The sequence below is a fragment of the Acinetobacter sp. YH16056_T genome, from assembly GCF_024605895.1.
GTDB lineage: Bacteria > Pseudomonadota > Gammaproteobacteria > Pseudomonadales > Moraxellaceae > Acinetobacter > Acinetobacter amyesii.
This window is the reverse complement of the sequence record NZ_CP094546.1, coordinates 30,459-54,705: the sequence shown is the minus strand read 5'-3', so window position 1 is coordinate 54,705 and position 24,247 is coordinate 30,459. Positions and strand designations below refer to the sequence as shown.

Sequence of the window (24,247 nt, the reverse complement as noted above, 5' to 3'; positions counted from 1 at the left end):
CAAGAACTATCAGGCTCAGTGCCATGAAAAATACCATGACCAGATCATGAGGTTGAACACGGCTTGCGCCGGCAGCGTTCACGCTCCTGGTCGGCGATCTCGCCCGGCTGCAATGCTAGCTCAGCATCGGTCATGCGCTCCAGCACGTCGCGTAGGCGGATGGTGCAAGGAATGGGCGGCAGCTCGAACTCATAGCCGCCGGCGATCATTTCGGCCGCAATCTCCTCGGTGATGAAAAACGGCTCGTCGTCTTGGTTCGGCTTCTTCATGCCCTTTCCTCCTGGCGCTCATCCTGGCCGACAGCGGCCAGGGCATCGGCTTCCGTCAATGCGTCCTCCACGAACGCGCCGTGCTGCTTCGCTTCGGCCTGGCTGACCTCGGCCCATATCCGTTTCACCTGGGCCGCACTGTACCCGGCCAGCTCGGCGGTCTTGTTGATGCTGTAGCCGGACTTGCGCAGCGCGACAACTTGGGCGCGGCGCTTCGGATCAGCACGGCGGCCCTTGTACCGCCCGGCCTGGCGGGCCAACTCAATGCCTTGGCGCTGGCGTTCGCGCCTGTCCTCGTAGTCGTCGCGGGCCATCTGCAAGGCCAGGCGAAAAAGCATGATCTGCACGGCTTCCAGCACGATCTTGGCGACGCCCTGGGCCTCGGCCGCCAGGTCGGATAGATCGACCACGCCAGGGACGGCCAGGCGTGCGCCTTTGGCCTGTATCGAGGCCACCAGGCGCTCGGCCTCGGGCAAAGGTAGGCGGCTGATGCGGTCGATCTTCTCGGCAATGACCACCTCGCCGGGCTGTAGGTCGCCGATCATGCGCAGCAGCTCAGGCCGGTCGGCGCGTGCGCCGGATGCCTTCTCACGGTAGATGCCGGCGACGTAGTAGCCGGCGGCCTTCGCGGCCGTAGTGATCGCCTCTTGGCGTTCCAAGTCCTGCGCGTCGGTGCTGACGCGCAGATAGACCCGCGCCACCATCGGCGCGGCTACTGGCTTCGTCCTGCGCATACTTGCGGGCTCCTTTGGGCATACTCAAATGCACCCATCTTAAACTGGCAGCTAATGTACAAAAGTTGATAGAAGCACACAAGTTCAATTTTGCACTTCTGCCCCACTATTGCAAAACTGCTTGTTAGTAGCCGTTTTTTCTTACTGTTTATAGATTCAATAATTTTTGAAACGAAAAATTGGGACTAAACATTTCGGTTTCGTTTTCTGTCGATTCGTCCTGCGTATCTTTTGCATAAACAAACATTTGTTGTTCGTAGTTTTCGATGGCATTTTCAATACTTGTAAATTCTCCGTTTGTAAGGTTTTCAGACAATATCAAAGCATCCAATAATCCCGTATTTACACCCTGTCCTGCAAAAGGCGACATCAAATGAGCAGCATCGCCAATCATTGTTATGGGTAATGGACGGTTACTTTTCCAATCATTGTTCAAAGGAAATTTCCTTGTGGGCAAGCATTGAAATGTTGATACCGAACGTATTAATTGTTTGTAAACTTCACTCCATTTGGAAAATCTTTTCAATAAAAAATCGGCAACGCTGTTTCTGTCCTGAAAATCTAAGGGAATTTTATTTTTCCATTCATCGGGCGTTTTAAAACTAATTCCTAAATACAATGCACCATTATTATTGGGATTGGCAAACAATAAAATGCCCTGATGTCCCGCCATTAATCGGTTGCCGTTGCATAGCTGAAAAAATCCGGGACAGTTTATTTCCGGTTGAAGAATATCAGCTTGGATGTTGAAAGTACCGGTTTCTTCAACTTGCGTGTCGGTAACAAAGCTCCTTATTTTCGACATTCCACCATTGGCAAGAATAACCAAATCTGCTGTTTCACTCGGTTTATTCTCAAAAGTTAGTGTCCACTTCTTCTTACCAGGTTCAAGCATAACAAGTTTTCTATCCCAAATAACCGTGTCGTTTTCTAAACTATTCAACAAGATAGCCCTTAAGTCATTTCTGTTTATTTCAGGATTGTCAAATCGATTTTCGGGCTTTACATTTTTTGTGGATAAAATATTGCCTTTTTCATCAGCAATATTTACACCCATTGGTAAGGCTAAGTCATAATAAGTTTGTAACAATCCCGCTTTTTTCATTGCTTCCTGACCTGAACCTTTGTGTAGGTCAAGGGTTCCACCAAAAATTCTTGCCTCTCGGTCGTTGTCTCTTTCGTAAACTGAAACGTCTATGCCGTTTTGCTGTAATAATTTTGCCATAGTCAGTCCAACGGGTCCACCACCAATTATTGCAACGTTCTTATCACTAAGTAAATTCATTTGTTTGTCCGTATCTATTCGCATTGTCATTCAAAAATGGCACATAACAAGTGGCTATACGCCAAATGGCGTATATATCCACTATATCTTATTTTGCTAAACCTTTCATTATCAGTGACAAATCCGTTTTCAACCGTTTACCGTTCGTTTCTACTCTCTCAAAAGGATTTATATTCATAGTGCTTTTTGTTAAGTTTTGCTCAAATATACAAATCCTTTCTATATATCTAACAAATCCATCGGACTTTTTAATTGTTCCATTCCCTTGGTGGTAATATGTGTATAAACCTCAGTTGTTTTACTGCTTGAATGACCTAACAACGATTGAATATAACGTAAACTCGTACCATTCTCAAGCAAATGCGTTGCAAAGCTATGTCGTAAGGTATGTACAGTAACTTCCTTTTGAATCTTTGCTTTTAAAACAGCTGCTTTAAAAATGTTTTGAATACTTCGGCTTGAGTATGCGCCACCTTTTTGACCTTCAAATAAATAATCTTTTGGTTTATATTCCATAAAGTATGTTCTTAAAATAATTAATGTTTTCTCAGATAAAATGGTATAACGATCTCTTTTTCCTTTTGACTGTTCTATACGAATTTGCATGCGCTTGGAGTCAATGTCTTTTATTTTCAGGTTTATACATTCAGAAATGCGCAAACCTGCCGAATAAATAGTCATCAGAATAGCCTTGTGTTTCACGTTTTCAATAGCGCGTAGTACCCGAATGGTTTCTTCTTCACTCATCACAACAGGAAGTGTTTTTTCTTTTTTTGGTCTTTCGATGAAATATGTTTTCCGTTGTCCACCCAAAACACGTTCGTAATAAAACTGGCACTGTTGCAAAGTTAGCGATGAGGCAGCCTTTTGTCTTATTCAAAGGCCTTACATTTCAAAAACTCTGCTTACCAGGCGCATTTCGCCCAGGGGATCACCATAATAAAATGCTGAGGCCTGGCCTTTGCGTAGTGCACGCATCACCTCAATACCTTTGATGGTGGCGTAAGCCGTCTTCATGGATTTAAATCCCAGCGTGGCGTTGATTATCCGTTTCAGTTTGCCATGATCGCATTCAATCACGTTGTTCCGGTACTTAATCTGTCGGTGTTCAACGTCAGACGGGCACCGGCCTTCGCGTTTGAGCAGAGCAAGCGCGCGACCATAGGCGGGCGCTTTATCCGTGTTGATGAATCGTGGGATCTGCCACTTCTTCACGTTGTTGAGGATTTTACCCAGAAACCGGTATGCAGCTTTGCTGTTACGACGGGAGGAGAGATAAAAATCGACAGTGCGGCCCCGGCTGTCGACGGCCCGGTACAGATACGCCCAGCGGCCATTGACCTTCACGTAGGTTTCATCCATGTGCCACGGGCAAAGATCGGAAGGGTTACGCCAGTACCAGCGCAGCCGTTTTTCCATTTCAGGCGCATAACGCTGAACCCAGCGGTAAATCGTGGAGTGATCGACATTCACTCCGCGTTCAGCCAGCATCTCCTGCAGCTCACGGTAACTGATGCCGTATTTGCAGTACCAGCGTACGGCCCACAGAATGATGTCACGCTGAAAATGCCGGCCTTTGAATGGGTTCATGTGCAGCTCCATCAGCAAAAGGGGATGATAAGTTTATCACCACCGACTATTTGCAACAGTGCCGATAAAAATATATCATCATGAACAATAAAACTGTCTGCTTACATAAACAGTAATACAAGGGGTGTTATGAGCCATATTCAACGGGAAACGTCTTGCTCGAGGCCGCGATTAAATTCCAACCTGGATGCTGATTTATATGGGTATAGATGGGCTCGCGATAATGTCGGGCAATCAGGTGCGACAATCTATCGATTGTATGGGAAGCCCGATGCGCCAGAGTTGTTTCTGAAACATGGCAAAGGTAGCGTTGCCAATGATGTTACAGATGAGATGGTCAGACTAAACTGGCTGACGGCATTTATGCCTCTTCCGACCATCAAGCATTTTATCCGTACTCCTGATGATGCATGGTTACTCACCACTGCGATCCCCGGGAAAACAGCATTCCAGGTATTAGAAGAATATCCTGATTCAGGTGAAAATATTGTTGATGCGCTGGCAGCGTTCCTGCGCCGGTTGCATTCGATTCCTGTTTGTAATTGTCCTTTTAACAGCGATCGCGCATTTCGTCTCGCTCAGGCGCAATCACGAATGAATAACGGTTTGGTTGATGCGAGTGATTTTGATGACGAGCGTAATGGCTGGCCTGTTGAACAAGTCTGGAAAGAAATGCATAAGCTTTTGCCATTCTCACCGGATTCAGTCGTCACTCATGGTGATTTCTCACTTGATAACCTTATTTTTGACGAGGGGAAATTAATAGGTTGTATTGATGTTGGACGAGTCGGAATCGCAGACCGATACCAGGATCTTGCCATCCTATGGAACTGCCTCGGTGAGTTTTCTCCTTCATTACAGAAACGGCTTTTTCAAAAATATGGTATTGATAATCCTGATATGAATAAATTGCAGTTTCATTTGATGCTCGATGAGTTTTTCTAATCAGAATTGGTTAATTGGTTGTAACACTGGCAGAGCATTACGCTGACTTGACGGGACGGCGCTTCCCTACCCTCATGGCCGCCTCCCAGGAATCGACCCAGGTGCTTATCGTGGACATAATCCTTTACTCATAAATTTATCTTATTCCATTATTGTACCTGTCACGCAAAACTTGCAGAAAAGCCATAAACGCAGGAGAATCCTGTCGGCGGTGAGGATAATAAATATGGTAGCCGTCAAAATATGGACACCACTCGGTCAGAACAGCAATCAGCTTGCCGCTTTTGATATATCCATCTGCAACATACTCGGGAATATAGGCAATCCCCAGCCCGTCTAATGCTGCATCGAGCTGATGAATCGTGCTGTTCGCAATATATTGCCCTTTGACTTTCAGACTGAATTTCTGAGCATCTTTCTCGAATTCCCAGGCGTACAATCCACTCGTATCAGAATAGCGGACGTTAATGCAGTTGTGGTTCAAAAGATCCTGCGGCTTCCTGGGCTTAGCATAACGCTTAAAATGGCACTGTTGCAAAGTTAGCGATGAGGCAGCCTTTTGTCTTATTCAAAGGCCTTACATTTCAAAAACTCTGCTTACCAGGCGCATTTCGCCCAGGGGATCACCATAATAAAATGCTGAGGCCTGGCCTTTGCGTAGTGCACGCATCACCTCAATACCTTTGATGGTGGCGTAAGCCGTCTTCATGGATTTAAATCCCAGCGTGGCGCCGATTATCCGTTTCAGTTTGCCATGATCGCATTCAATCACGTTGTTCCGGTACTTAATCTGTCGGTGTTCAACGTCAGACGGGCACCGGCCTTCGCGTTTGAGCAGAGCAAGCGCGCGACCATAGGCGGGCGCTTTATCCGTGTTGATGAATCGCGGGATCTGCCACTTCTTCACGTTGTTGAGGATTTTACCCAGAAACCGGTATGCAGCTTTGCTGTTACGACGGGAGGAGAGATAAAAATCGACAGTGCGGCCCCGGCTGTCGACGGCCCGGTACAGATACGCCCAGCGGCCATTGACCTTCACGTAGGTTTCATCCATGTGCCACGGGCAAAGATCGGAAGGGTTACGCCAGTACCAGCGCAGCCGTTTTTCCATTTCAGGCGCATAACGCTGAACCCAGCGGTAAATCGTGGAGTGATCGACATTCACTCCGCGTTCAGCCAGCATCTCCTGCAGCTCACGGTAACTGATGCCGTATTTGCAGTACCAGCGTACGGCCCACAGAATGATGTCACGCTGAAAATGCCGGCCTTTGAATGGGTTCATGTGCAGCTCCATCAGCAAAAGGGGATGATAAGTTTATCACCACCGACTATTTGCAACAGTGCCGTTCAGGCAGTACTTCATCAACCAGCAAGGCGGCACTTTCGGCCATCCGCCGCGCCCCACAGCTCGGGCAGAAACCGCGACGCTTACAGCTGAAAGCGACCAGGTGCTCGGCGTGGCAAGACTCGCAGCGAACCCGTAGAAAGCCATGCTCCAGCCGCCCGCATTGGAGAAATTCTTCAAATTCCCGTTGCACATAGCCCGGCAATTCCTTTCCCTGCTCTGCCATAAGCGCAGCGAATGCCGGGTAATACTCGTCAACGATCTGATAGAGAAGGGTTTGCTCGGGTCGGTGGCTCTGGTAACGACCAGTATCCCGATCCCGGCTGGCCGTCCTGGCCGCCACATGAGGCATGTTCCGCGTCCTTGCAATACTGTGTTTACATACAGTCTATCGCTTAGCGGAAAGTTCTTTTACCCTCAGCCGAAATGCCTGCCGTTGCTAGACATTGCCAGCCAGTGCCCGTCACTCCCACTCTATTGATGTGTGCTTAAAAAACAGGAGGGTTTAACTTGGTAAACTATACATACTCATTAGGAGTTTACCATGAGCAAGAAACAGAAGACTTACACCGCAGAATTTAAAGCTGAAGCCATAAAAGCCATTGAAGAGAACCAAGGTAATGTATCGGAATCCGCTAGACAACTTGGCATTTCAATGCAAACCCTTTCGAACTGGAATAACAAAGCAAAGGCTGGAACTTTAGCAGGCACAAAACAGTATTCGCCCGATCTAAACGCCTTACTCGAAGAAAATAAGAAGCTTAAACAACAGCTCAAAACAGCTGAAATGGAACGTGAATTTTTAAAAAAGGCAGCAGCGTACTTTGCCAAAGAAAGTCAGTGAGGTACGCCTATATGAAATCGCAAAGCCACTTATTTCCGATTATTTTAATGGCTCGATTACTTCGTGTATCCGTTTCTCGCTTTTATGATTGGCTAAAGCGAGGCATGAGTAAAAGATCAATTCAGCGAAATCAGCAGACAATTTTGGTCAAAATAGCCCATGAAGAAACCAAACAAAGCTATGGCTATGTTCGATTAACCAAGCATTTACAAGCGCAAGGTATCAAAATAAGTACGTATGCTGTGCGCCAAATAAAAAAATCAAATCAGTTGTATTGTAAGCGCCATAAGCGTTTCAAAAGAACCACGAACAGTGATCACAACCGTTCTATTTATGACAATTTACTCAAGCAACAGTTTTCAATGACGAAGCCTAATCTTGCGTGGTCGAGTGACATTACCTACATTTGGACGGCTGAGGGCTGGTTGTACTTGGCAGCTGTCAAAGATCTTTACACGAAACAGGTTGTTGGCTATAGCTTAAATGAGCGCATGACAGCCAAGCTTGTTTGTGATGCATTGAATATGGCTATTCGCAATCAGAAACCTGCTAAAGATCTCATTGTACATTCAGATAGAGGCAGCCAATATTGCAGTAATGAATATCGAAACTTACTTGAGAAATTTGATTTTCAGGGTTCAATGAGCAAAAAAGGCGACTGCTTTGATAATGCACCGATAGAGAGTTTCTGGGGCATACTCAAAAATGAACTAGTCCATCATCGCAACTACAAAACAAGGGAAGAAGCCAAAGCGGATATTACAAAATATATAGAGTTATTTTATAATCAGCGAAGAATTCAAAAAGGCTTGGATTTTAAGACACCAAATCAAATGGCAGAAGACTTTTATCGGTTAGCTGCCTAGAATCTCCCAAGTGAAAGTCTCCTGCTAATTCAGCACACATCACTGTTGATAAATTTTCTAAACAAAAAGGATCAAACTAATCTATAAGCTTTGTGGGTTAGAAAAAAAATAACTCACTTTGCATTGATCATATTTAAATTCTTGTTTTATCCATAGCACTAACCTATTAATTTTAAAAAATAATAGGTACTGGCTAAATAGCAAATCGATACATATCTTTTTCATAGAGGAAATATGATTTTAGTAAGTTCTTGTCTGGCTGGCTTAAAGGTACGTTATAACGGGACGCATAGCTTAAACGAAAAAATCGAAAAATTAGTCAAAGATGGAAAAGCTACTATGGTATGTCCAGAGATTCTTGGCGGTTTATCAACACCACGCGAACCTGCCGAGATTTCGGGAGGTAATGGCGATGATGTCTTAGATGGAAAAGCCTGTGTAATTGAAAAATCAGGAAAGGATGTGACTTCAATCTATATTGAAGGGGCATATAGAACTTTAAAAAAAGTTCAATTATTAAAAGCTACTCTGGTAGTGCTTAAAGAAAATAGCCCTTCATGTGGTAGTTCAATGATTTACGATGGTCAATTTAATGGGAATAAGATCTATGGCAATGGAGTTACCTCCGCTTTGCTTAAACGTCATAATATAAAAGTCATTTCAGAAGAAACTTTTTGGCAACTTTTACCCTAGTTCCTCCGCTTTTATTTAAAATCTTCATGCAACTCCAACCACGCCCCCCTTTGCAATATCAAGTCTCTTCGGTATTTAGAGATATAGTGAGGTAATAATCTAAGAAGCATATCCATTACTTCCACATCAGTTAAAAAGTAGTGGTTCAATTTTATGCTGTAATTCTTTAACAATTTTAGCAAGCTGATCATGTAAAACTAACCAACATTGCTCATGACCTTGCCCAATATATTCATCTATTATGAGTTGCAAAATGTCTTGATCTATCTGACTTAAGAATTCTAAAAACCATGTCGCAGCAACATCCTTGGCAACTATTGTTTTATGATCTAATGTATAAGCTATACGGCATAGCGCTAAAATTTGATTACATTCATCCTGATCGTCTTTCCAATGAGCAATAATTTGTGGATAAGTTTTTTGCATGGCAAATATTAATTGTTCATAGCTAATTGGATTTAACCAATCGCAAATATCAGGTCCAAAGATAGTAATGTTATGTAATTGGGCAGTTTTAAGTAAAATACTAATATCTGGATCAGATTGACTATAAAGTAATTCACCTTTGAGTAATTCTTCTCTCAACCACTCGCCATATTGTAGCTGATATGTATATGGATGATTTTTATTGGTAATACTCCCTTTTTCTAATATCGTAATTTCTAAGGCACGCGCTGTAGCATGACCAATCGGAACAGATATATTTAGAAAATTCTGCGCTAATTGTTTTCTTTCCTGATCGGTAATTTCACGTTCAATAATAACTAAAATATCAAGATCACTTTTATGTTTTAAACCACCATCAACATACGAACCATATAAATAAATAGCATAAAGCTTATCTTTAAAATTTTTTTGTAAAAGCTGTTTTACACTTTCAACTTGGCGACACTCTTCATCATTTAAGCTTTGCATATGATTTTTAATTTAAAAAAATAAGTAATGAATTCATAGAGCATTATACAGAATAAGTGTAAATAATTTAATCAATTAGTAAATAACATACTATTTTTACAATATATTTACTTTCAATATAGAGTTTAATACATAAAACTCTATCAATCAAAAAAAGCTTGAAACAACATCTGAATAGTAAGAGTCATTTCCTCCTCACTTAGAGATGGATCCGGAAATTTGAACAACTCCTATAAGTGATACTCTGCTCCTCAAATGATGTTATAAACATCAATATATGGAGTATTTTATGGCACGTAGACCAAGAAGAAATCATTCAAACGACTTTAAGGCTAAGGTAGCACTTGCTGCGATCAAAGCAGAAAAAACACTTGCTGAATTGAGTTCTGAGTTTGATGTTCATCAAAACCAAATTATTGACTGGAAAAATCAATTGATCTCAGCTTCCTCACAAGCTTTCGATCAATCAAAAGCTCCATCAGAACCTCCCATTGATCTTAAAAAGTTACATGCAAAAATCGGTGAGCAGGCATTAGAAATTGATTTTTTAGAAGGTGTGTTGAAGAAACTGGGCCGCTTCAACCACAAAAGTTAATCGATCACTCACTTCAGATTTCAGTATCTAAACAAGCTAAGTTACTGAAAGTCTCTCGTGGTTGTTATTATTATCGCCCAAAACCTGTTAGCTCATCAGATCTGAAGCTGATGCGATGTATTGATGAATTACATATGCAATATCCTTTTGCAGGCAGTCGTATGATGCGTGATTTGTTGAAACGTCAAGGGCATCATATAGGACGACGTCATACACGTACTTTAATGAAGAAAATGGGTATTCAGGCGTTATATTGCAAACCAAATTTAAGCCAGGCTAATCAAGCTCACCGTAAATATCCATATCTGCTCAAAGGATTGGCTATTCAGCGCAGTAATCAAGTGTGGTCTACGGATATAACGTATATCCCTATGGCAAAAGGCTTTGTTTATTTATGTGCTGTGATTGATTGGCATAGCCGCAAGGTACTTGCGCATAGGGTATCGATTAGTATGGAGGTGGATTTTTGTATTTCGGCTTTAAATGAAGCGATTGAAAAATATGGATCACCTGAAATATTGAATACAGACCAAGGCAGTCAGTTCACCAGTGATGCATTTATTGATGTATTGAAATCAAATGGCATTCAAATCAGTATGGATGGTAAAGGTCGATGGGTAGATAATGTGATGGTTGAACGATTATGGCGGAGCGTTAAATATGAAGAGGTGTATCTCAAAGCTTATAGCAGTGTCACAGATGCGAAAAAGCAATTGAGTGCATATTTTGAGTTTTATAATCTGAAACGACCTCATTCGAGTCTAGACAAAATGACACCAAATGAGTTTTACTATGATCAGCTACCCCAACAAAACAAGGTGGCTTAACTAGAGCGGAATATCACTTATAAATACGCTTTTAGTTGTTCAAACAAGTGGAACCACCTCTGTTTGTAATGATATTTTATAAAATTCAATATTAGATCTGCAGAGAAAAACTTATCAAACTAAGTATTGGCTAGTCTTTTTCTTCGAAAAACTTATCAAACGAAGTATTAAGTTAATCTTTTTCTTCAACTTCTTCCTTAAACTCAAACAAATCATTCATCGTACAGTTAAAGTACTTACACAACTTATCGGCGACTGGTAATTCAATACGTACAGCACGGTCATAATACATACTTGTGAGCGTGTTGCGATTGATACCTGTTGCATGCACCACTTCACTTAATTTTAAAATTTTTCTATCGCCCATGAGGCTAGATAACTTACAAGTAATCATATTTAAATTAATTTACAAAAAATAACTTGCTGTGGGTTATTTGAAGTTGTTGACTGAGTAATACTTTGCTAAAATTAACCTACAGCAGGTTATTACAACTTATAGAAAGTATATTTTATCCATTTCAACTAAATTATAACTTTTTAAATATAAGGATTGAACCTGCATTAGATTATTTTGTGGAGATGACCGCCGTGTTACCAAATGAGTTATTGATCAGCCAGCAAGCTCGTGACTTAGGAAATCAATTAATTAAAGAAATGAACATCAATAGAAGTTATGGAATGGCTAATTTTCTTGGAGTAAATACTTGCTATGATAATCATCAGGCTGTACTTATTTGGACATTTCAACTGCTTGAAAGGGAACCTGCCTTAAATGAATTAGCAGAAATTAAAAAATATTTTCTTTTAATCTTTCCAGATAGTGTTTATCAATTAGCCTAAGTTGTTTTTAAAATTAATTTATTAAATAAAAAGCACTAAATCAAAGAAAGCTTTATTTAAAAATACCTATTAATTCAAAAACATACCATTTACTGAATATATGAAGCATAGGTTCCTGCTCTATCACTCACTCGTACTAAAATTACATCGCTCTTTTTACTGATACTAAACAATTTATGTCCACGCCACGTTCTGCGGCTTCGAGGGCTAGTTTTTGTTGAACCACTGAGAACAAGGACAACAAACTGCCTACTATATTTTCCCGGAGAGTGGTGTAGGAACTTTTTCATTATTGCTAATCATATCAGCGACAACATCAGCAACGAGCTCCTCTATTCCTGAGAATGCTTTAGACTGATCCGCATCAAGCCAAGACAATGATGGAAACTCAGCACATCATTCGTTTAAGACCTATTTTAATGACGGCACTGGTCGCAAGTTTAGGTTTTATTCCAATGGCGTTAAACACTGGAATTGGTGCAGAAGTACAACGACCACTAGCAACAGTTGTTATCGGCGGTATTGTATCTTCTACAATTTTAACTTTGTTTGTATTGCCTATTTTATATCAATGGGCGCATGGCTCTGAGAGTAGCAAACAGCAATCCGACGAAATTTAAAATCAAAAAAAGCAGCTTAATTACTAGGTTATGCCTAATTAAGCTGCTTTTAATATTGTATGCCCAACATTTTATTGATAAAGCTTACTGCGCTTCATCCCGACAATTTTCATTTAAAAACTCAAACTCTATCGTTGTATGCGATAAATGATAGGAAGATAATTTAGCTGCAACTTCTTGTTTAAGCCTAATTAATTCTTTAACGTCAAAGTTGTCACTCAGCTCAAGGTGCGCTGTTAAAACGTGACTTTCACCATCTAGTGACCAAAAGTGCATGTGGTGGATACCATTAACTTCAGGAAATTCCATTAGTGATAGTTTAATACGCTTTTGAGTCTCTTTATCGGGTGCAGCTTGAAGAAATAAAACGAGTGTTGATTTCAGGTTTTTGAAAACATTAAACAAGATGAACAGCGTGAACCCTATTGATAAAAGGGGATCTAATATCGGCAGTTCAGCGAACAACAGTACGATAGAGACTATAAGAACGGCAACCCATCCAAGTACATCTTCAAGAAGGTGCCATGTCAGCACTTTCTCATTTAATGTTTCACCCGCTTTTAATTTTAATACAGCATATCCGTTAACGGCAACGCCGAGTATCGCTAGCCCTAACATCCCCTCGACTACAGGCATTTCAGGATTGGACAGCTTTGGAATTGCTTCAAATAAAATCCAAATTGAGCCAATGATTAAAACAATACTGTTTATCAATGCGCCAAAGAGAGTAAGTCTACGATAACCATAACTAAACTTATCTGATGCTTCTTTATCTGAAAAACGACTTAAAATCCACGCAAAACCTATTGAAAGACTATCACCAAGATCGTGAACTGCATCTGCCATTATCGCCGTACTGTTAGTGAGCCAACCACCTATAAATTCGATAATAGTGAATGTCACATTAAGGAAAAATGCCCAACCAATACGGTCATCTTTACCATGTTGATGACTATGATTATGGTTGTGCATTTTGTACCTCTAGTACTTTTCTATTTCTTAGTTTTGATACATTCATATTAATCAAGTGACGTATCAAGCGTTGATATATCCAGCGTTTGAACCCCGACAAGTTAGTCCCTTTTTCGAGATAGAACTCATCAGGGGAATCATAAAGCCCAAAGTCATCATGAATACCTTCTTTTTGAATATAGGTATTTTCTCCACGCCAATCTGTATCTGGTGATGAAAAGCACTTTGTTGCAACACCATAACCACAAAAATCATCTTTTACAAACTGATAAGCGGCACCAATTTTGTTGAAGTTATCCAAGTTTTTCCACCTACGTTGATCGATCAAGGATTGGATATCTTTGTGTTCAAAATTAACGATATTCGTATTGTTTAAATATTTCTCAGTCATTTTTTATATATCCTTTTCGTTGCATACTTATACTATAGACTCTATAGTAACTATAGAGTCAAATGTCTGGGGGAAATTGATGAAAATAGGCGAATTGTCAAAAAAATCGGGCTGTTCAATACAAACGATTAGATATTATGAAAGAGAAGGATTACTGTTAAATCCAAATCGTTCAGAAGGTAATTTCAGGCTGTATGATAGCAAAGCACTTAAACAATTGGAATTCGTAAAGCATTGTCGCAGCCTAGATATATCACTCAATGATATTAAACGTCTTATCGAATTAAAAAATAAGCCAGAAGAAAGCTGCTCTAGCGTTAATGCATTAATTGATCAGCAACTTGCACTAGTGAATAAACGCATGAAAGAATTAAGGGCGCTTAAAGCTGAATTACAACAAATGGCTAGTGCTTGTGGTTCGAACAACCCAACATACTCATTATATTCTGCTGACCATGTAACACGGCAAGTATATTGTTTACTATCCATTTGAAACCCCATAATGTTTTAAGTCTATGTATAAAAGTACGATTTTCACTTAGCAGTACTTAAATAATCACCCCACCACTGCATCATTTCAGTCCGCTGGGCTAAATAGTCAGCGTGATTATAGCTGGCACGGGTACGGTTCTTATCAATATGTGAAAGTTGTGCCTCAATCCAGTTATCCTGGAACAAACCTGAGTCATTCAAAATGGTACTAAAAGTGGAACGTAGTCCATGAGAGGATAATTGATGTTTTCCATAGCCCATCTTACGTATAGCCATATTTAATGTATTAAAATGAATCGGTTGATTATGTTTCCGTGGGCTAGCAAAAATGTACTTTTCACCGTATGACCATTGCATGACGTCTTTTAAAATATCTAAAGCCTGATCTGAAAGTGGAACTAAGAAGTCGGGAATCTCATGGCCTAATATGACTTTTCGTCGAAACTGTTTAATATGCAAGGCAGGTATTTTCCAGACTTTTTCATTTAAATCAAAATGATGAGGCTCAGCCAATAACAATTCAGCCCCTCGCACGCCAGTATGTAATTTGAACAGCAGTGCTTTTTTAATAATCGGATGGGCATCCAATTTTTGTAATTTATACTTAAAATCAGATATATCCTCCGCTTTCAAATACGGATAATTTTTCTTGATTTTACTGTTAATGGCGATTTTATTTAAACCATGCGCGATGTTGAATTCACAATAACCCATCGCTACAGCGTAGTCATAAATTTGGTTCAAATAACTACAAGCTTTCTTGACAGGTTCTTTTACTTGGCGTCCCTCTATTTTTTTGATTACTGAAACCAGGTCATAACGCTTGATGTTTTGAAAAGGTAGATCCTGAAGGTCTGGATAAATATCTTGCTGTAAGCATCTTTCTGCTAACTGTAGTACACCACAGCGGGGTAGATCGTTGAAGGCATTTTTCAGTTTGAACTGTAACCACTCCTCCCCGACCTTACCAAAGGTGATGACATTAGAGGCAGTATCTTGTTCAAAACAGAAATCATTGTCTTTAAAGTCATCTCTGACTTGTCGTGCCTTTTTCAGCGATAAATCAGGATAACGACCTAACTGAATGCGTCGACGTTTTTTAGTTTGTGGATCTGTATAGCGATAGCACCAAGATTTTCTTCCACTCGGCTCAATCTTCAGGCTAAGCCCATCTTCATCGGATAAAAAACTGGTTTTTTCCTTACAATGAGCTTGGCGAACTTTAATTTCAGTAAGACTCATGGAATTTAAATGAAACCTAACAATGGGTTGATTGGATCAATTATATCAAAATAGAACGCTTTATGTATGATGCGTACACTACGCATCATATATATTTGTAATATATTGTTTTATATATTTAATATTTTAAGTATTTGTATTTTAGTAACCATTATAAGTACCACCTCTTCTTTAAGTTCCCAACAACTCACTTTTTCTGTCATCAATGTTAAATAAGTCTTGTGCTTTAAATTCTTAGATGACCTCCTCTACCCTTTATTATCATTTTTATAAAAGTAACTATATGTACTCATTAAAATTTGTAGAGCTCAAAAACAAAAAAGACCGCTATATAGCAGTCTTTTAACTTAATTAAATAATAATTAATTCATTTTCATCATAAGTGCATAAGCATCACGTTTGTTTTGACGCAATGATTCTATCTCGGACTTCGTCAGCTGTTTTACGAGAGTAATTAACTATAACTAAAAATATAGACAAATATTTGCATAAGTTCTCATTTTGTCTATGTCGATTCAGTAGTGGCAAGGTGGGTATTTATTAGAGATTTAAATGATTATCTTTTGTATTTTAGGTGAGTGTCTTGGTATATTAGCATCCATATCTATTGATTATCCAATCCCTTAACCTAGGCATGACTTTGTGAAATTAACACGCATCCACCATTGTAAAAACTTGAATGTGCAAAAGTACAAACAGCTTGAGAAACAAGCTGTTTTACTTGGTCGTATTCGTAGCGAGGTGTGGGCTAAATATGGTGCTATTTCAGGTTTGAATATCAGTGACAGAGCTATTCGTGATGCGTGGATGAAAGAAAGTCGTGACTTTGGTGTTTCTGCAAATGCGTGGAAAGAAACGCTACGTGATTGCATAGGTGATATTAAAGCCTATCGAGAAGCATCAAAAGACAAAGTAAAGCAGGCGATCCGAAAACGCACCTCCTGTAATAATGAACAAAAAAGACTATACACCTTGCTTAAAAAAGATGAATGGATGACTGATAATTTCCTCCATCGTCAAATGCGTAATCACTTTAAGCATGGTGTTAATCACACACATAATCAAATTATTGTTCGTGCGGATATGTGTAAAACCTTTGAGTTAAATGGTCAATGTTGGCTTAAAGTACCAAGCCTAATCCCTCGACAAACCATTAAAATCCCATTAAATACGACTGTTGATTTTGCGCCACAAGGCACACTTAGAATCATTCTAAAAAACGGTAATGTTGAAGTTCACTCAACTTATGATGCAGTTGAAACACAGGATTGTGGTCAGGAAACCGTAGGTGTTGATAAAGGGTACTCAGAAGCTTTTGTGGACTCTGATGGCGATGTATATGGGAGTGGTCTAGGCAAGCTGATCTCAAGTGAATCAGATTATTTAAATCAAAAGTACAAGCACAGAAACAAGCTCAGAGCGATTGCTAAAGCTAAACCACACAAGAAACAGAAAATTGAGTTAAATAATCTAGGTCGAAAAAAACTAGATAAGCGACAAGATACTCAAAAAGCAAAGCTCAAAACATTAATATTTACAGCAACTCACAAGTTGGTTGATAAAGCCAAAGTGATTGTTGCGGAAGATTTAACATCCCCAATTCAAAGTAAACGCAACTATGGCAAAAACACCAATAGACGCTTAAATACATGGGCTAAAGGTTTGTTAGCTAATGCCCTAACTTCTATATCTCACCGTAGAGGTTCTACGGTGCATCTAGTCAATTCTGCATATACTTCGCAAAGTGATTCTTTCTTGCATGGCCTTTTAATAGGTACACGTAAGGGAGATCGTTTTCACCGTTTCAATGGGGAAGTTGTGCAAGCTGATTGGAATGCTGCGAGAAACGTGCTTGCAAGATTAAACGACAATGAGATAAGTCGTTATACGCCTTACAAAACTGTAAAGCGTATATTTCAAGAACGGACTGACCGCTACAAGTCGGAACTGACCGACTCAGGCTCTAGTTACACGCTTGGCAACAAGACATTAACAGAGTGCGAATTAGTCCTTGAGTATGTTTGAATACATTTTAAGGAACAGTAGGATAAAAACATGCACTTATTTAAATTAACTGACGAACAACTCGCACAAATTCTTATCCCGAAACGATTTGTACCACCTACTCCACCTGAACATGAAGGCAAGAATATGGTCTATGTATTTGATAGTGAGGATAAGTTTGAACTGACTTATGATGAGCTGGTGGAAATCATTAGCAAAGCTAGAATGGCTGGTCCGAAGTTGATACCTGTCTTAGGCACCGTGAATTAAATTGTGCAGTGTTCGCACGCCACTTGAAACATAACTTGATTGGAAATGAATTTGGGCTGAGAAAAATTCAGTTCAAATTTAACCTGACGGGCACACTAAAAAATGGGTAATTGTCAGATCGAGTTTGGACTACAACACTTTAGCTCATCGATTTACCATACCGCTAATCTTCACACCATTTTCGTAAATCCAGCGATCAAACTGTGATACTACATTCCGCTTATTAATCCAAGTCAGCATGGTGCTTTTCATAAAGGCAGTTTACTTATAAACAGGGAAATTTCTAAACAATTCCCCTTTAACATGCTTAGGCTATTTGATCCAGAGTTCATCTTTTTGCATCATTTTTAACATTAAATTAAATATAACCAGCGGAGTAACATTTTTTTTGTTAGAGCCGACAACTCTTTGAAAACTAAATTTAACGGTTCGCTCAGGAGCATCCAAATTAACTGGGTAGTTTTGTTTTTCTAAATACAGATGATCTCCTAACATTGGCTCTATACCAGTAATAAAATTAACAATTTGTTGCTCATCACCTTTCATTCGGCATTGAAAATGTAGAAAATTCTTACGCAGTTTTCCAAATAATAATAATATTTTAAGCGCCTTAACCATGTTCTTTTCTTTCAGTGCATCTTGCTGCCTATCATCTTTATAATGAAAATCAAGGAGAGGAATTATTTCATCTGGACGAGTCAGTTTTTTAGCCTTTTCGTAAAGTTCATCAAACCAACTCTCTTCTAAATTCTTACTATAAACATAATTCGTTTTTAAATTAAATTTTTGGCGATCCATCCATTTAGTGCTCATCCATTGACATCGTTGCATCCATTCTTGAGCTTGGGTATCTTCGCTTAATCGACCTTCTCTAAAACTTATCAAACGTTGAAAAGGTGTCAGAGTACTCTTCTCTATACTAAACTTCTTTTCTTGTCGGCCAGCCATCGTAACTGGCTGTGTTTGCTGATAAGAATTAAACCATTTCTGCTGCTGAGTATAACGATTTAGGTTTATGTAGTCTGTACTTGACTTCACTGGACTAAAACACTGTTCTAATACTTTTTTTGAAATGATACACGGCGAATTATAAATTCGATCGACTGCTAATAAATCCAAAACATGAAGGTAATTTGAAGCCGTTTGCTCAATACTGCTATGCCCCATCCAAGAGGCGAGCACCTGCCATTTATGTTGAATAATCTCTTCTTGAGCACGTGCTTTCATACCAAACAATAAATCCCTCATCTTTTTTGCTTTTACCCAAGGACAATCTGTGTAGGTCTTGATCATTTCTTTTGAACCGAGCAAAGTTATTGCTAGATAGTTAGCAGCACTGTGGCGTAATGTATGAAAACTAAAGCCATGATGCATACCTAATATTTGACTAAACAAATCTACTGTAATTTTGCTGATACATTGATCAGTTAATACACGATGATTCACACTAAAAAGTAGATCATCCTGCTGATTAACCAAATATTGCTCATAACGATGTTGTATGTAACGTTGTACTACTAAAAACTCATGTTCTGACAATGCAATTTTCAATGGTATTTGACGATTCGCACTTCGCGTTTTCAGACGGCGATATGAATTGTCTTGGATATGAAGCGTGATATTATTAAAAACTGTATTTTCTTTTTCTTTATAAAGTAGCTCTGGGCAAATAATATCTTGTATTTTAAGACAACGAACTTCATTTAATCGAAGTCCAGTTCTATAACTTAGTAAATACATCAGCTTTAAACAACTCAGATGATCGACCCACTCTGATGCCGTTGGCTCTTGACTTAAATTTTCTAGTTTTTCCAATAATTTGCCAAATAGCAAAGGACTCACTAGCCGTGCATTGCAAATTTGTAAATGCTTAAAACTTGAATTCTGTAACACCAATACCCCTGGAGCATCATAATTCTCTATACAGAATTGATGAAAATCTTTTAGGCGACCAAAACGGTATTCTGCGCTTTGGTGCATCTTACGAGAGGTTTTTCCTTTCACCGAATCTCGTTGAACTGCTTTTTCATCACGTTCACTGCTGTATTTCAATAGCTGCCGATATAAATCCTCATAGTCATCTATGGATTGTTGCTTTAAATCTAATTTATTGAGCCAAATCTCAAATATAAATTCTTTGCCAAACGATCCTAAGTAGCTTTCAATAGTTGATAATTGAAGCCCTCGTTTTTTTAAATGCATTAACCAGTGAATTAAGCGTAGTTGAGCATCAATTAAAGACTTTTCCTCCGTATTAGCATCAACTATCTTCTCCTCTAACACCCTTCTAGTTTCTTGCCAAAAACGTAGCGTGCGTTCTTCTTTATTCCTCTTTTTATCTAAACGCTCAACTTTTTGACCTTTACGTTTCTTTTGACCAAACAACATCAACTCATACGGAATCGTTTGTAATTTGCTTTGAACAGTCGGAACTTCAGGAAGTAACTGCTCTTGTTCAAAATGAATAGGGCGATTATCTGGTTCTGTGACTTGATTGTAATCATTATTCCACAGCAATCTAAATTCGGATGGCCTTAAAGCAACAGTATTAATCTCTTGCTGAAGCACATTACTCAAAAATATATCTATGCTGAGGTTTGGATTAAATTCGAGTACCATTTGCACATCATTAAATGCACGAAATCCACGGCGTTTAATTTGATATTGCAGATCCCCAAGACTTTTTTTCCTGCCTATCTTACTCAAGCTTTCTAAAATACAATCTTCAACTGAATGTTGCAGACAAAATTCTTTCTGAGCAGCTTTCAACTTTTTTAAATATTGCAAAATGAACTGCGCATATGGGTTAAAAAAAACATGTTTCCATTGGTACAACTTTCCCTGTTCTACATCGTTGCCATATTGAGAGTTTTCAACACGATAATGTAGTAACAATGGATTAGTGATTTTTTTGTAGTCCGAATGGTATAACCGAAAACAATTCAGATCTGTACCAAGCTCAATGGCCTCCTGCAATTGCTTCTGAATAGCAATCAAATGCTGTTCATCTGCACAGCCTGAAATATATATAAAACTTAAGCATAAATTTCCCCATAAGTACTTTGGTTCATTCCAATATTCAAATGAATCTTGCCAATACTGCCTTAATTCCTTAAGTACATGGATATGTAGATGCCCCTGTTCTAACCGTGACTCTGTACTCTCAATTTTTCTAGGCAGTACGATCCGTTTAGTATGTGGATTTAGCTTAATTCTGTATGATTTTTTATCTACATTCTGGTTGAATTGCTTCCTTCTTTTATTAAATTCATCTTCAGTAAATTGCATCAGTTTTGATTGTTCGTCTCGGCTCAACTTTTGACTCAAACAATCAACACTATCTTTAATGTCATGCCATTTTTCAGCGATCTGCTGATCAAGTTTTTGCTGCATTTCTTTCGTCAATACTTCAGGTGGAGAAGGCTGTCTATCTAGCGACTTTTTCACCATTTTATGAATATCAACAAATAGATCATCTAGTTGTGGTTTTATTAGTTCTTTGATTTTTTGCATACAACTATTTTCGCTCTAAGTGTTTAATCGATAAAGATTTGACATTATCTTGCAATTGCTGGCGGGCTTGCTGTACATAGACATTCGGGATAAGTGAAGAATGCGGATGAAAAGCCTCTCGGTCACGTTGGTCATGACCATACAGGGCCTGAATTAAGTGAAAAGCTAATGCTGGTTTACCCTCTTGCTGCTCATGCATCAAAAAGTTCATGTCAAAATGACGTAACCAATTCGAATACATATTCTTTGGAAAGACTCCTTGCATATATGAATTCACCCATTTTCTCGATAAAGGGATTAACTTAATTTTCCTGCTCTGCCATTCTTTGACAGTTATCGGCAAGATATCTTTACTAAAAATGACCTTACCAAAAAGATCATTTACAGTTATCTTCTTCTTTGCAAAGACTTGTCTAAAAAATGAACCGTACGCTTCAATAATTTGTTCTAAAAAGGCAGTGTAATTTTGCAGTGTTTTTATGAAAAAATCAGATAAAGGGATAAAACGACCATCTTTTCTTGCTTTACTATTTTTTTTATCATTCACATATAAAAGCTTGAGCTCAACACAATAATCATCCAAATTCCCCAACAGGTTTTTTTTAGGCCGACTTGCCAAACTCAACAAACTGATATGCCACATCCAACACGCATATGCATTAAGTTGATTAATAATGTGCTTATCTTCTTGGATGTTTTCGTGACAATGTCTATGTAAAATATGGAATTGCTCTTTCACAAAATTGGGTTCAAGTGCCAGTTGGCTCCCTATCCTTCCTATAGATAATGCAGATTGCACTTTGAATTGTTGTTGCAATATTTTTAGTTCAGCCGTGTCTTCAGTAAAATGTGTGGAATGTGGTGTAAGTGCTTTTTCTAAAAAGGCTAGATATGTGCTACTGAGTTGAGTTTTCGGTAGCCCGCCATAATAGATACCAGGCATGTGATGCTGACTATCCCGCCCAGCAATTACATGAGCAAGATATTCATTATATGTTTCATAATATATATGAAAATATAATTGAGCCTGCAGTTTTTCTACAGTGATCGAACCTACAAACCGATTATCAAGCCAATTCTTAAGTTTCGTATTAATGTGTGTTGATGAAATTAGTGGATTCGATGCTTGTTCTATATAGTCAAACCAAGCAGAAGGTAAATGTAGTTGATGTGTCATCACTTCATTCCACCGCACATGATTTAAGCTCTTAATCTTCTGCTCTGTAATTTTAAGATTTAATTTGAGTAAATATTCGCGACGTCTACTTGAACCATTCTGGATCAAAATTCCATCTTGAATAAGCTCGTTAAAATCCATCAGTGCGACGGGTGATAATCCCGTCAAAAGTGACAATAAACATGCTGCAGCGATTGCAGCATCCCTCCAGTGCCCGGATAACTCGGTTCTCAACACATAAACAATTTGCTTCAGTATATCTGGCGCCAAATAATGTGGATTTGTAACAAAAGGAGCATGACGGCGCTGGCGATGCCGCATTAGATGCGTCGCATTATCGCTGAGTATATAATTTAAATTTTTAGACTTTTCATCTTCTGAATAAAACTCCATTTCAGGATCTAATAGATCAACTTCACCCTCTTCATCTTTGTGAAGAGCGGCATCATAAATACTAATCTTTGCGTTATGTCCAATATCTACTTGCTTACCCGTTTTAATTTCACGAAATTTTTTGAGTTCATTTTTCGTCGGCCATTGCAAAACTTTGCTTTTTTTTGACTTACGCTGACGATGAACTACACGACGATCATCTAGTCTTTTAAAAATTATTAATAGAGCCGATAAATACTCTATGACTTGTACTTGTTCGAAATCTTTAATATTAAAAAGTTGATTACGATCCTCTTTTTTCAAATTACGTTCGTACGTGACATAACAATTTAGCAGCTTACTACATTCATGAAATAATTCAGCATGATTAGAATCCAGCACATATCGTGAGACATAGCGTAATAGGTCACAAACATGTTTTTGCTTATTCTCAGCTTTATCAATTTTTGCAAATTCTTGATACTGCCGATATGTTAAAAAACTCGCTTGTAGAATCAAATAACGTTGCGATGACAGCTCTTGTGTATTACTAGAATCTGGACATGCAAAAAAACTCACAGCAGCTAAAAAAGAATACTTACCGATCTGTCTGGAGCCTGATATATAGCTATAAATTTGTTGTGCTAATTTGTATAGAGCGTAGACATCTTTATACAAATCATCTGATAGATCGACAAATTGTGTATTTACAATATCATCACGTAATAGACAATAATCTTGTTGATATTTTTCTGCTAAATCTAAGAATTGCTCTTGTGTTTCAATGTTTGGCATATTCATTTTCGCTTAATATTTTTATCACGTTGCATTGTTTAAATTCATTGTGATCAGAACGATTTGGTAAAAGTTGATCCTTTATTGAATTCTTTGTTAGCTTAAAAAATCTTGCAAAAAATTTAGCATCCAGTTCTTTCTGAGCTTTTCTTTCAAAGCACAAGTGTTGTTGTGATTTTTCGATAAAATCATCAAGATTATGTATCAACTGTAAGATTGCAACATAATTAGAATGCACACGTAAGCCTGGCTCCGTTTGCATCAATAGCAAGATTTTTTGCCAAATTTTCACATAGATTATTTTGAACTTTGCTTGTACTACTACTTTCTGACTCTGTTTAATCTTTTTGATTTTCAGTAGTTCTGAGTTAATTTTTACTATCTCAAGTTGAACATTTTTTCGGTCAAAGCAAAAGGGCATGATAAATTGCCCCATAAAAATTTCTATATTTTTTACCAAATAGTCAAATCTTAACATTTTTATCGATTTAAAAAATGAGCATATCTTTGTATATGAAACTTCATTTAATTTATCAACTAAATTTTCTCAAAATTACAATTCTCAACAAATACATACGGTTTGCTTATCTATGACGGTCTAAATTTTAAGAATTCTTCCACTTTTTTTTAGTTTTCTGTTATTACATGAAA

24 protein-coding genes and 3 pseudogenes are annotated in these 24,247 nt (G+C 38.7%); 9 read left to right on the top strand and 18 right to left on the bottom strand.

Annotation, left to right across the window (positions count from 1 at the left end; genetic code table 11):
- Nucleotides 1–44 precede the first annotated feature (44 nt).
- From MST17_RS16440 to MST17_RS16420, 5 genes are all read right to left on the bottom strand, one after another.
- The gene (locus tag MST17_RS16440) at nt 45–269 is read right to left on the bottom strand and encodes a hypothetical protein (protein ID WP_000743213.1); all 225 of its coding nucleotides are present in this window, start codon (nt 267–269) and stop codon (nt 45–47) included.
- Nucleotides 266–1,003: a recombinase family protein gene (locus MST17_RS16435; protein WP_001366550.1), complete on the bottom strand. Its 738-nt coding sequence runs from the start codon at nt 1,001–1,003 to the stop codon at nt 266–268. The genes MST17_RS16440 and MST17_RS16435 overlap by 4 nt, the downstream gene beginning before the upstream one ends.
- Nucleotides 1,004–1,151: 148 nt before the next feature.
- The gene (locus tag MST17_RS16430; protein WP_024160783.1) at nt 1,152–2,318 is read right to left on the bottom strand and encodes a tetracycline-inactivating monooxygenase Tet(X3); all 1,167 of its coding nucleotides are present in this window, start codon (nt 2,316–2,318) and stop codon (nt 1,152–1,154) included.
- Between the two features lie 189 nt (nt 2,319–2,507).
- Nucleotides 2,508–3,101 (bottom strand): tyrosine-type recombinase/integrase, encoded by a 594-nt coding sequence (locus MST17_RS16425; RefSeq protein WP_205779272.1) that lies wholly within the window; start codon nt 3,099–3,101, stop codon nt 2,508–2,510.
- Nucleotides 3,102–3,173: 72 nt separating this feature from the next.
- On the bottom strand, nt 3,174–3,878 hold the full coding sequence (locus tag MST17_RS16420; RefSeq protein ID WP_001067858.1) for an IS6-like element IS26 family transposase: 705 nt from the start codon (nt 3,876–3,878) through the stop codon (nt 3,174–3,176).
- 129 nt (nt 3,879–4,007) lie between these two features.
- On the opposite strand from MST17_RS16420, the gene MST17_RS16415 reads away from it, so the two are divergent.
- On the top strand, nt 4,008–4,823 hold the full coding sequence (locus tag MST17_RS16415) for an APH(3')-I family aminoglycoside O-phosphotransferase (protein WP_000018323.1): 816 nt from the start codon (nt 4,008–4,010) through the stop codon (nt 4,821–4,823).
- Nucleotides 4,824–4,959: 136 nt separating this feature from the next.
- On the opposite strand, the gene MST17_RS16410 is transcribed toward MST17_RS16415, so the two are convergent.
- The 3 genes and pseudogenes from MST17_RS16410 to MST17_RS16400 all read right to left on the bottom strand — a co-directional run.
- Complete coding sequence (locus MST17_RS16410; protein ID WP_001183556.1) at nt 4,960–5,361, bottom strand: LysR substrate-binding domain-containing protein; 402 nt, start codon at nt 5,359–5,361, stop codon at nt 4,960–4,962.
- A gap of 39 nt (nt 5,362–5,400) precedes the next feature.
- Nucleotides 5,401–6,105: an IS6-like element IS26 family transposase gene (locus MST17_RS16405; RefSeq protein WP_001067855.1), complete on the bottom strand. Its 705-nt coding sequence runs from the start codon at nt 6,103–6,105 to the stop codon at nt 5,401–5,403.
- A 61-nt stretch (nt 6,106–6,166) separates the two neighbouring features.
- Nucleotides 6,167–6,520 (bottom strand): annotated as a pseudogene (locus tag MST17_RS16400) (transposase zinc-binding domain-containing protein); the annotation flags it as partial.
- Nucleotides 6,521–6,712: 192 nt separating this feature from the next.
- Here MST17_RS16400 and MST17_RS16395 point away from each other — a divergent pair.
- Together MST17_RS16395 and MST17_RS16390 are read left to right on the top strand one after the other, a co-directional pair.
- Nucleotides 6,713–7,878, top strand: a protein-coding gene (locus MST17_RS16395) for an IS3 family transposase (RefSeq protein WP_119285041.1) whose coding sequence is annotated in 2 segments (ribosomal slippage) — nt 6,713–6,971 and nt 6,971–7,878 — 1,167 coding nt in all. Because the reading frame shifts where the segments join, the coding sequence is not laid out codon by codon here.
- Nucleotides 7,879–8,112: 234 nt separating this feature from the next.
- Nucleotides 8,113–8,571 (top strand): DUF523 domain-containing protein, encoded by a 459-nt coding sequence (locus tag MST17_RS16390; protein ID WP_077170035.1) that lies wholly within the window; start codon nt 8,113–8,115, stop codon nt 8,569–8,571.
- Between the two features lie 126 nt (nt 8,572–8,697).
- Here the strand turns inward: MST17_RS16390 and MST17_RS16385 are convergent, their stop codons facing one another.
- Nucleotides 8,698–9,486: an aminoglycoside adenylyltransferase domain-containing protein gene (locus tag MST17_RS16385; protein ID WP_038350081.1), complete on the bottom strand. Its 789-nt coding sequence runs from the start codon at nt 9,484–9,486 to the stop codon at nt 8,698–8,700.
- Nucleotides 9,487–9,763: 277 nt separating this feature from the next.
- Here MST17_RS16385 and MST17_RS16380 point away from each other — a divergent pair.
- Nucleotides 9,764–10,908 (top strand): IS3 family transposase gene (locus MST17_RS16380; protein WP_257246923.1). Its coding sequence is split into 2 segments (ribosomal slippage): nt 9,764–10,028 and nt 10,028–10,908, totalling 1,146 coding nucleotides; the frame shifts between segments, so codons are not numbered across the junction.
- A gap of 172 nt (nt 10,909–11,080) precedes the next feature.
- Here the strand turns inward: MST17_RS16380 and MST17_RS16375 are convergent.
- Nucleotides 11,081–11,302: a helix-turn-helix transcriptional regulator gene (locus tag MST17_RS16375; protein ID WP_004658364.1), complete on the bottom strand. Its 222-nt coding sequence runs from the start codon at nt 11,300–11,302 to the stop codon at nt 11,081–11,083.
- A gap of 194 nt (nt 11,303–11,496) precedes the next feature.
- On the opposite strand from MST17_RS16375, the gene MST17_RS16370 reads away from it, so the two are divergent.
- Nucleotides 11,497–11,748, top strand: a complete 252-nt coding sequence (locus MST17_RS16370; RefSeq protein ID WP_004658363.1) for a hypothetical protein — start codon at nt 11,497–11,499, stop codon at nt 11,746–11,748.
- A 252-nt stretch (nt 11,749–12,000) separates the two neighbouring features.
- Here MST17_RS16370 and MST17_RS16365 read toward each other — a convergent pair.
- A pseudogene (locus MST17_RS16365) lies at nt 12,001–12,144 on the bottom strand (antitoxin HicB); the annotation flags it as partial.
- Here MST17_RS16365 and MST17_RS16360 point away from each other — a divergent pair.
- Nucleotides 12,144–12,368 (top strand): annotated as a pseudogene (locus tag MST17_RS16360) (efflux RND transporter permease subunit); the annotation flags it as partial. The pseudogenes MST17_RS16365 and MST17_RS16360 sit on opposite strands and share 1 nt — an antisense overlap.
- 84 nt (nt 12,369–12,452) lie before the next feature.
- Here the strand turns inward: MST17_RS16360 and MST17_RS16355 are convergent.
- Both MST17_RS16355 and MST17_RS16350 read right to left on the bottom strand, forming a co-directional pair.
- On the bottom strand, nt 12,453–13,340 hold the full coding sequence (locus tag MST17_RS16355; protein WP_127800877.1) for a cation diffusion facilitator family transporter: 888 nt from the start codon (nt 13,338–13,340) through the stop codon (nt 12,453–12,455).
- On the bottom strand, nt 13,327–13,731 hold the full coding sequence (locus tag MST17_RS16350) for a hypothetical protein (RefSeq protein WP_163146585.1): 405 nt from the start codon (nt 13,729–13,731) through the stop codon (nt 13,327–13,329). Before MST17_RS16350 ends, MST17_RS16355 begins: the two co-directional genes overlap by 14 nt.
- Nucleotides 13,732–13,810: 79 nt before the next feature.
- Here MST17_RS16350 and MST17_RS16345 point away from each other — a divergent pair, with 79 nt between their 5' ends.
- Complete coding sequence (locus MST17_RS16345; RefSeq protein WP_005245163.1) at nt 13,811–14,224, top strand: Cd(II)/Pb(II)-responsive transcriptional regulator; 414 nt, start codon at nt 13,811–13,813, stop codon at nt 14,222–14,224.
- A gap of 41 nt (nt 14,225–14,265) precedes the next feature.
- Here the strand turns inward: MST17_RS16345 and MST17_RS16340 are convergent, their stop codons facing one another.
- Complete coding sequence (locus tag MST17_RS16340) at nt 14,266–15,465, bottom strand: integrase arm-type DNA-binding domain-containing protein (RefSeq protein WP_005245164.1); 1,200 nt, start codon at nt 15,463–15,465, stop codon at nt 14,266–14,268.
- Nucleotides 15,466–16,107: 642 nt separating this feature from the next.
- Here MST17_RS16340 and MST17_RS16335 point away from each other — a divergent pair.
- Together MST17_RS16335 and MST17_RS16330 are read left to right on the top strand one after the other, a co-directional pair.
- Nucleotides 16,108–17,490 carry an IS200/IS605 family accessory protein TnpB-related protein gene (locus tag MST17_RS16335; RefSeq protein WP_180027309.1) on the top strand — a complete coding sequence of 461 codons (1,383 nt, stop codon included), beginning with the start codon at nt 16,108–16,110 and terminating at the stop codon, nt 17,488–17,490.
- 30 nt (nt 17,491–17,520) lie between these two features.
- The gene (locus tag MST17_RS16330; RefSeq protein WP_000550047.1) at nt 17,521–17,739 is read left to right on the top strand and encodes a hypothetical protein; all 219 of its coding nucleotides are present in this window, start codon (nt 17,521–17,523) and stop codon (nt 17,737–17,739) included.
- Between the two features lie 144 nt (nt 17,740–17,883).
- Here the strand turns inward: MST17_RS16330 and MST17_RS17255 are convergent, their stop codons facing one another.
- From MST17_RS17255 to MST17_RS16310, 4 genes are read right to left on the bottom strand one after another with little or no spacing between them, the layout of a single operon-like run.
- Nucleotides 17,884–17,991, bottom strand: coding sequence for a hypothetical protein (locus MST17_RS17255; protein WP_372551473.1), 108 nt, complete (start codon nt 17,989–17,991; stop codon nt 17,884–17,886).
- A 60-nt stretch (nt 17,992–18,051) separates the two neighbouring features.
- The gene (locus MST17_RS16320) at nt 18,052–21,252 is read right to left on the bottom strand and encodes a site-specific integrase (protein WP_127800785.1); all 3,201 of its coding nucleotides are present in this window, start codon (nt 21,250–21,252) and stop codon (nt 18,052–18,054) included.
- A 4-nt stretch (nt 21,253–21,256) separates the two neighbouring features.
- Nucleotides 21,257–23,596 (bottom strand): hypothetical protein, encoded by a 2,340-nt coding sequence (locus MST17_RS16315; protein ID WP_127800787.1) that lies wholly within the window; start codon nt 23,594–23,596, stop codon nt 21,257–21,259.
- Nucleotides 23,583–24,032, bottom strand: coding sequence for a hypothetical protein (locus MST17_RS16310; RefSeq protein WP_002046161.1), 450 nt, complete (start codon nt 24,030–24,032; stop codon nt 23,583–23,585). The genes MST17_RS16315 and MST17_RS16310 overlap by 14 nt, the downstream gene beginning before the upstream one ends.
- Nucleotides 24,033–24,247: the final 215 nt, after the last annotated feature.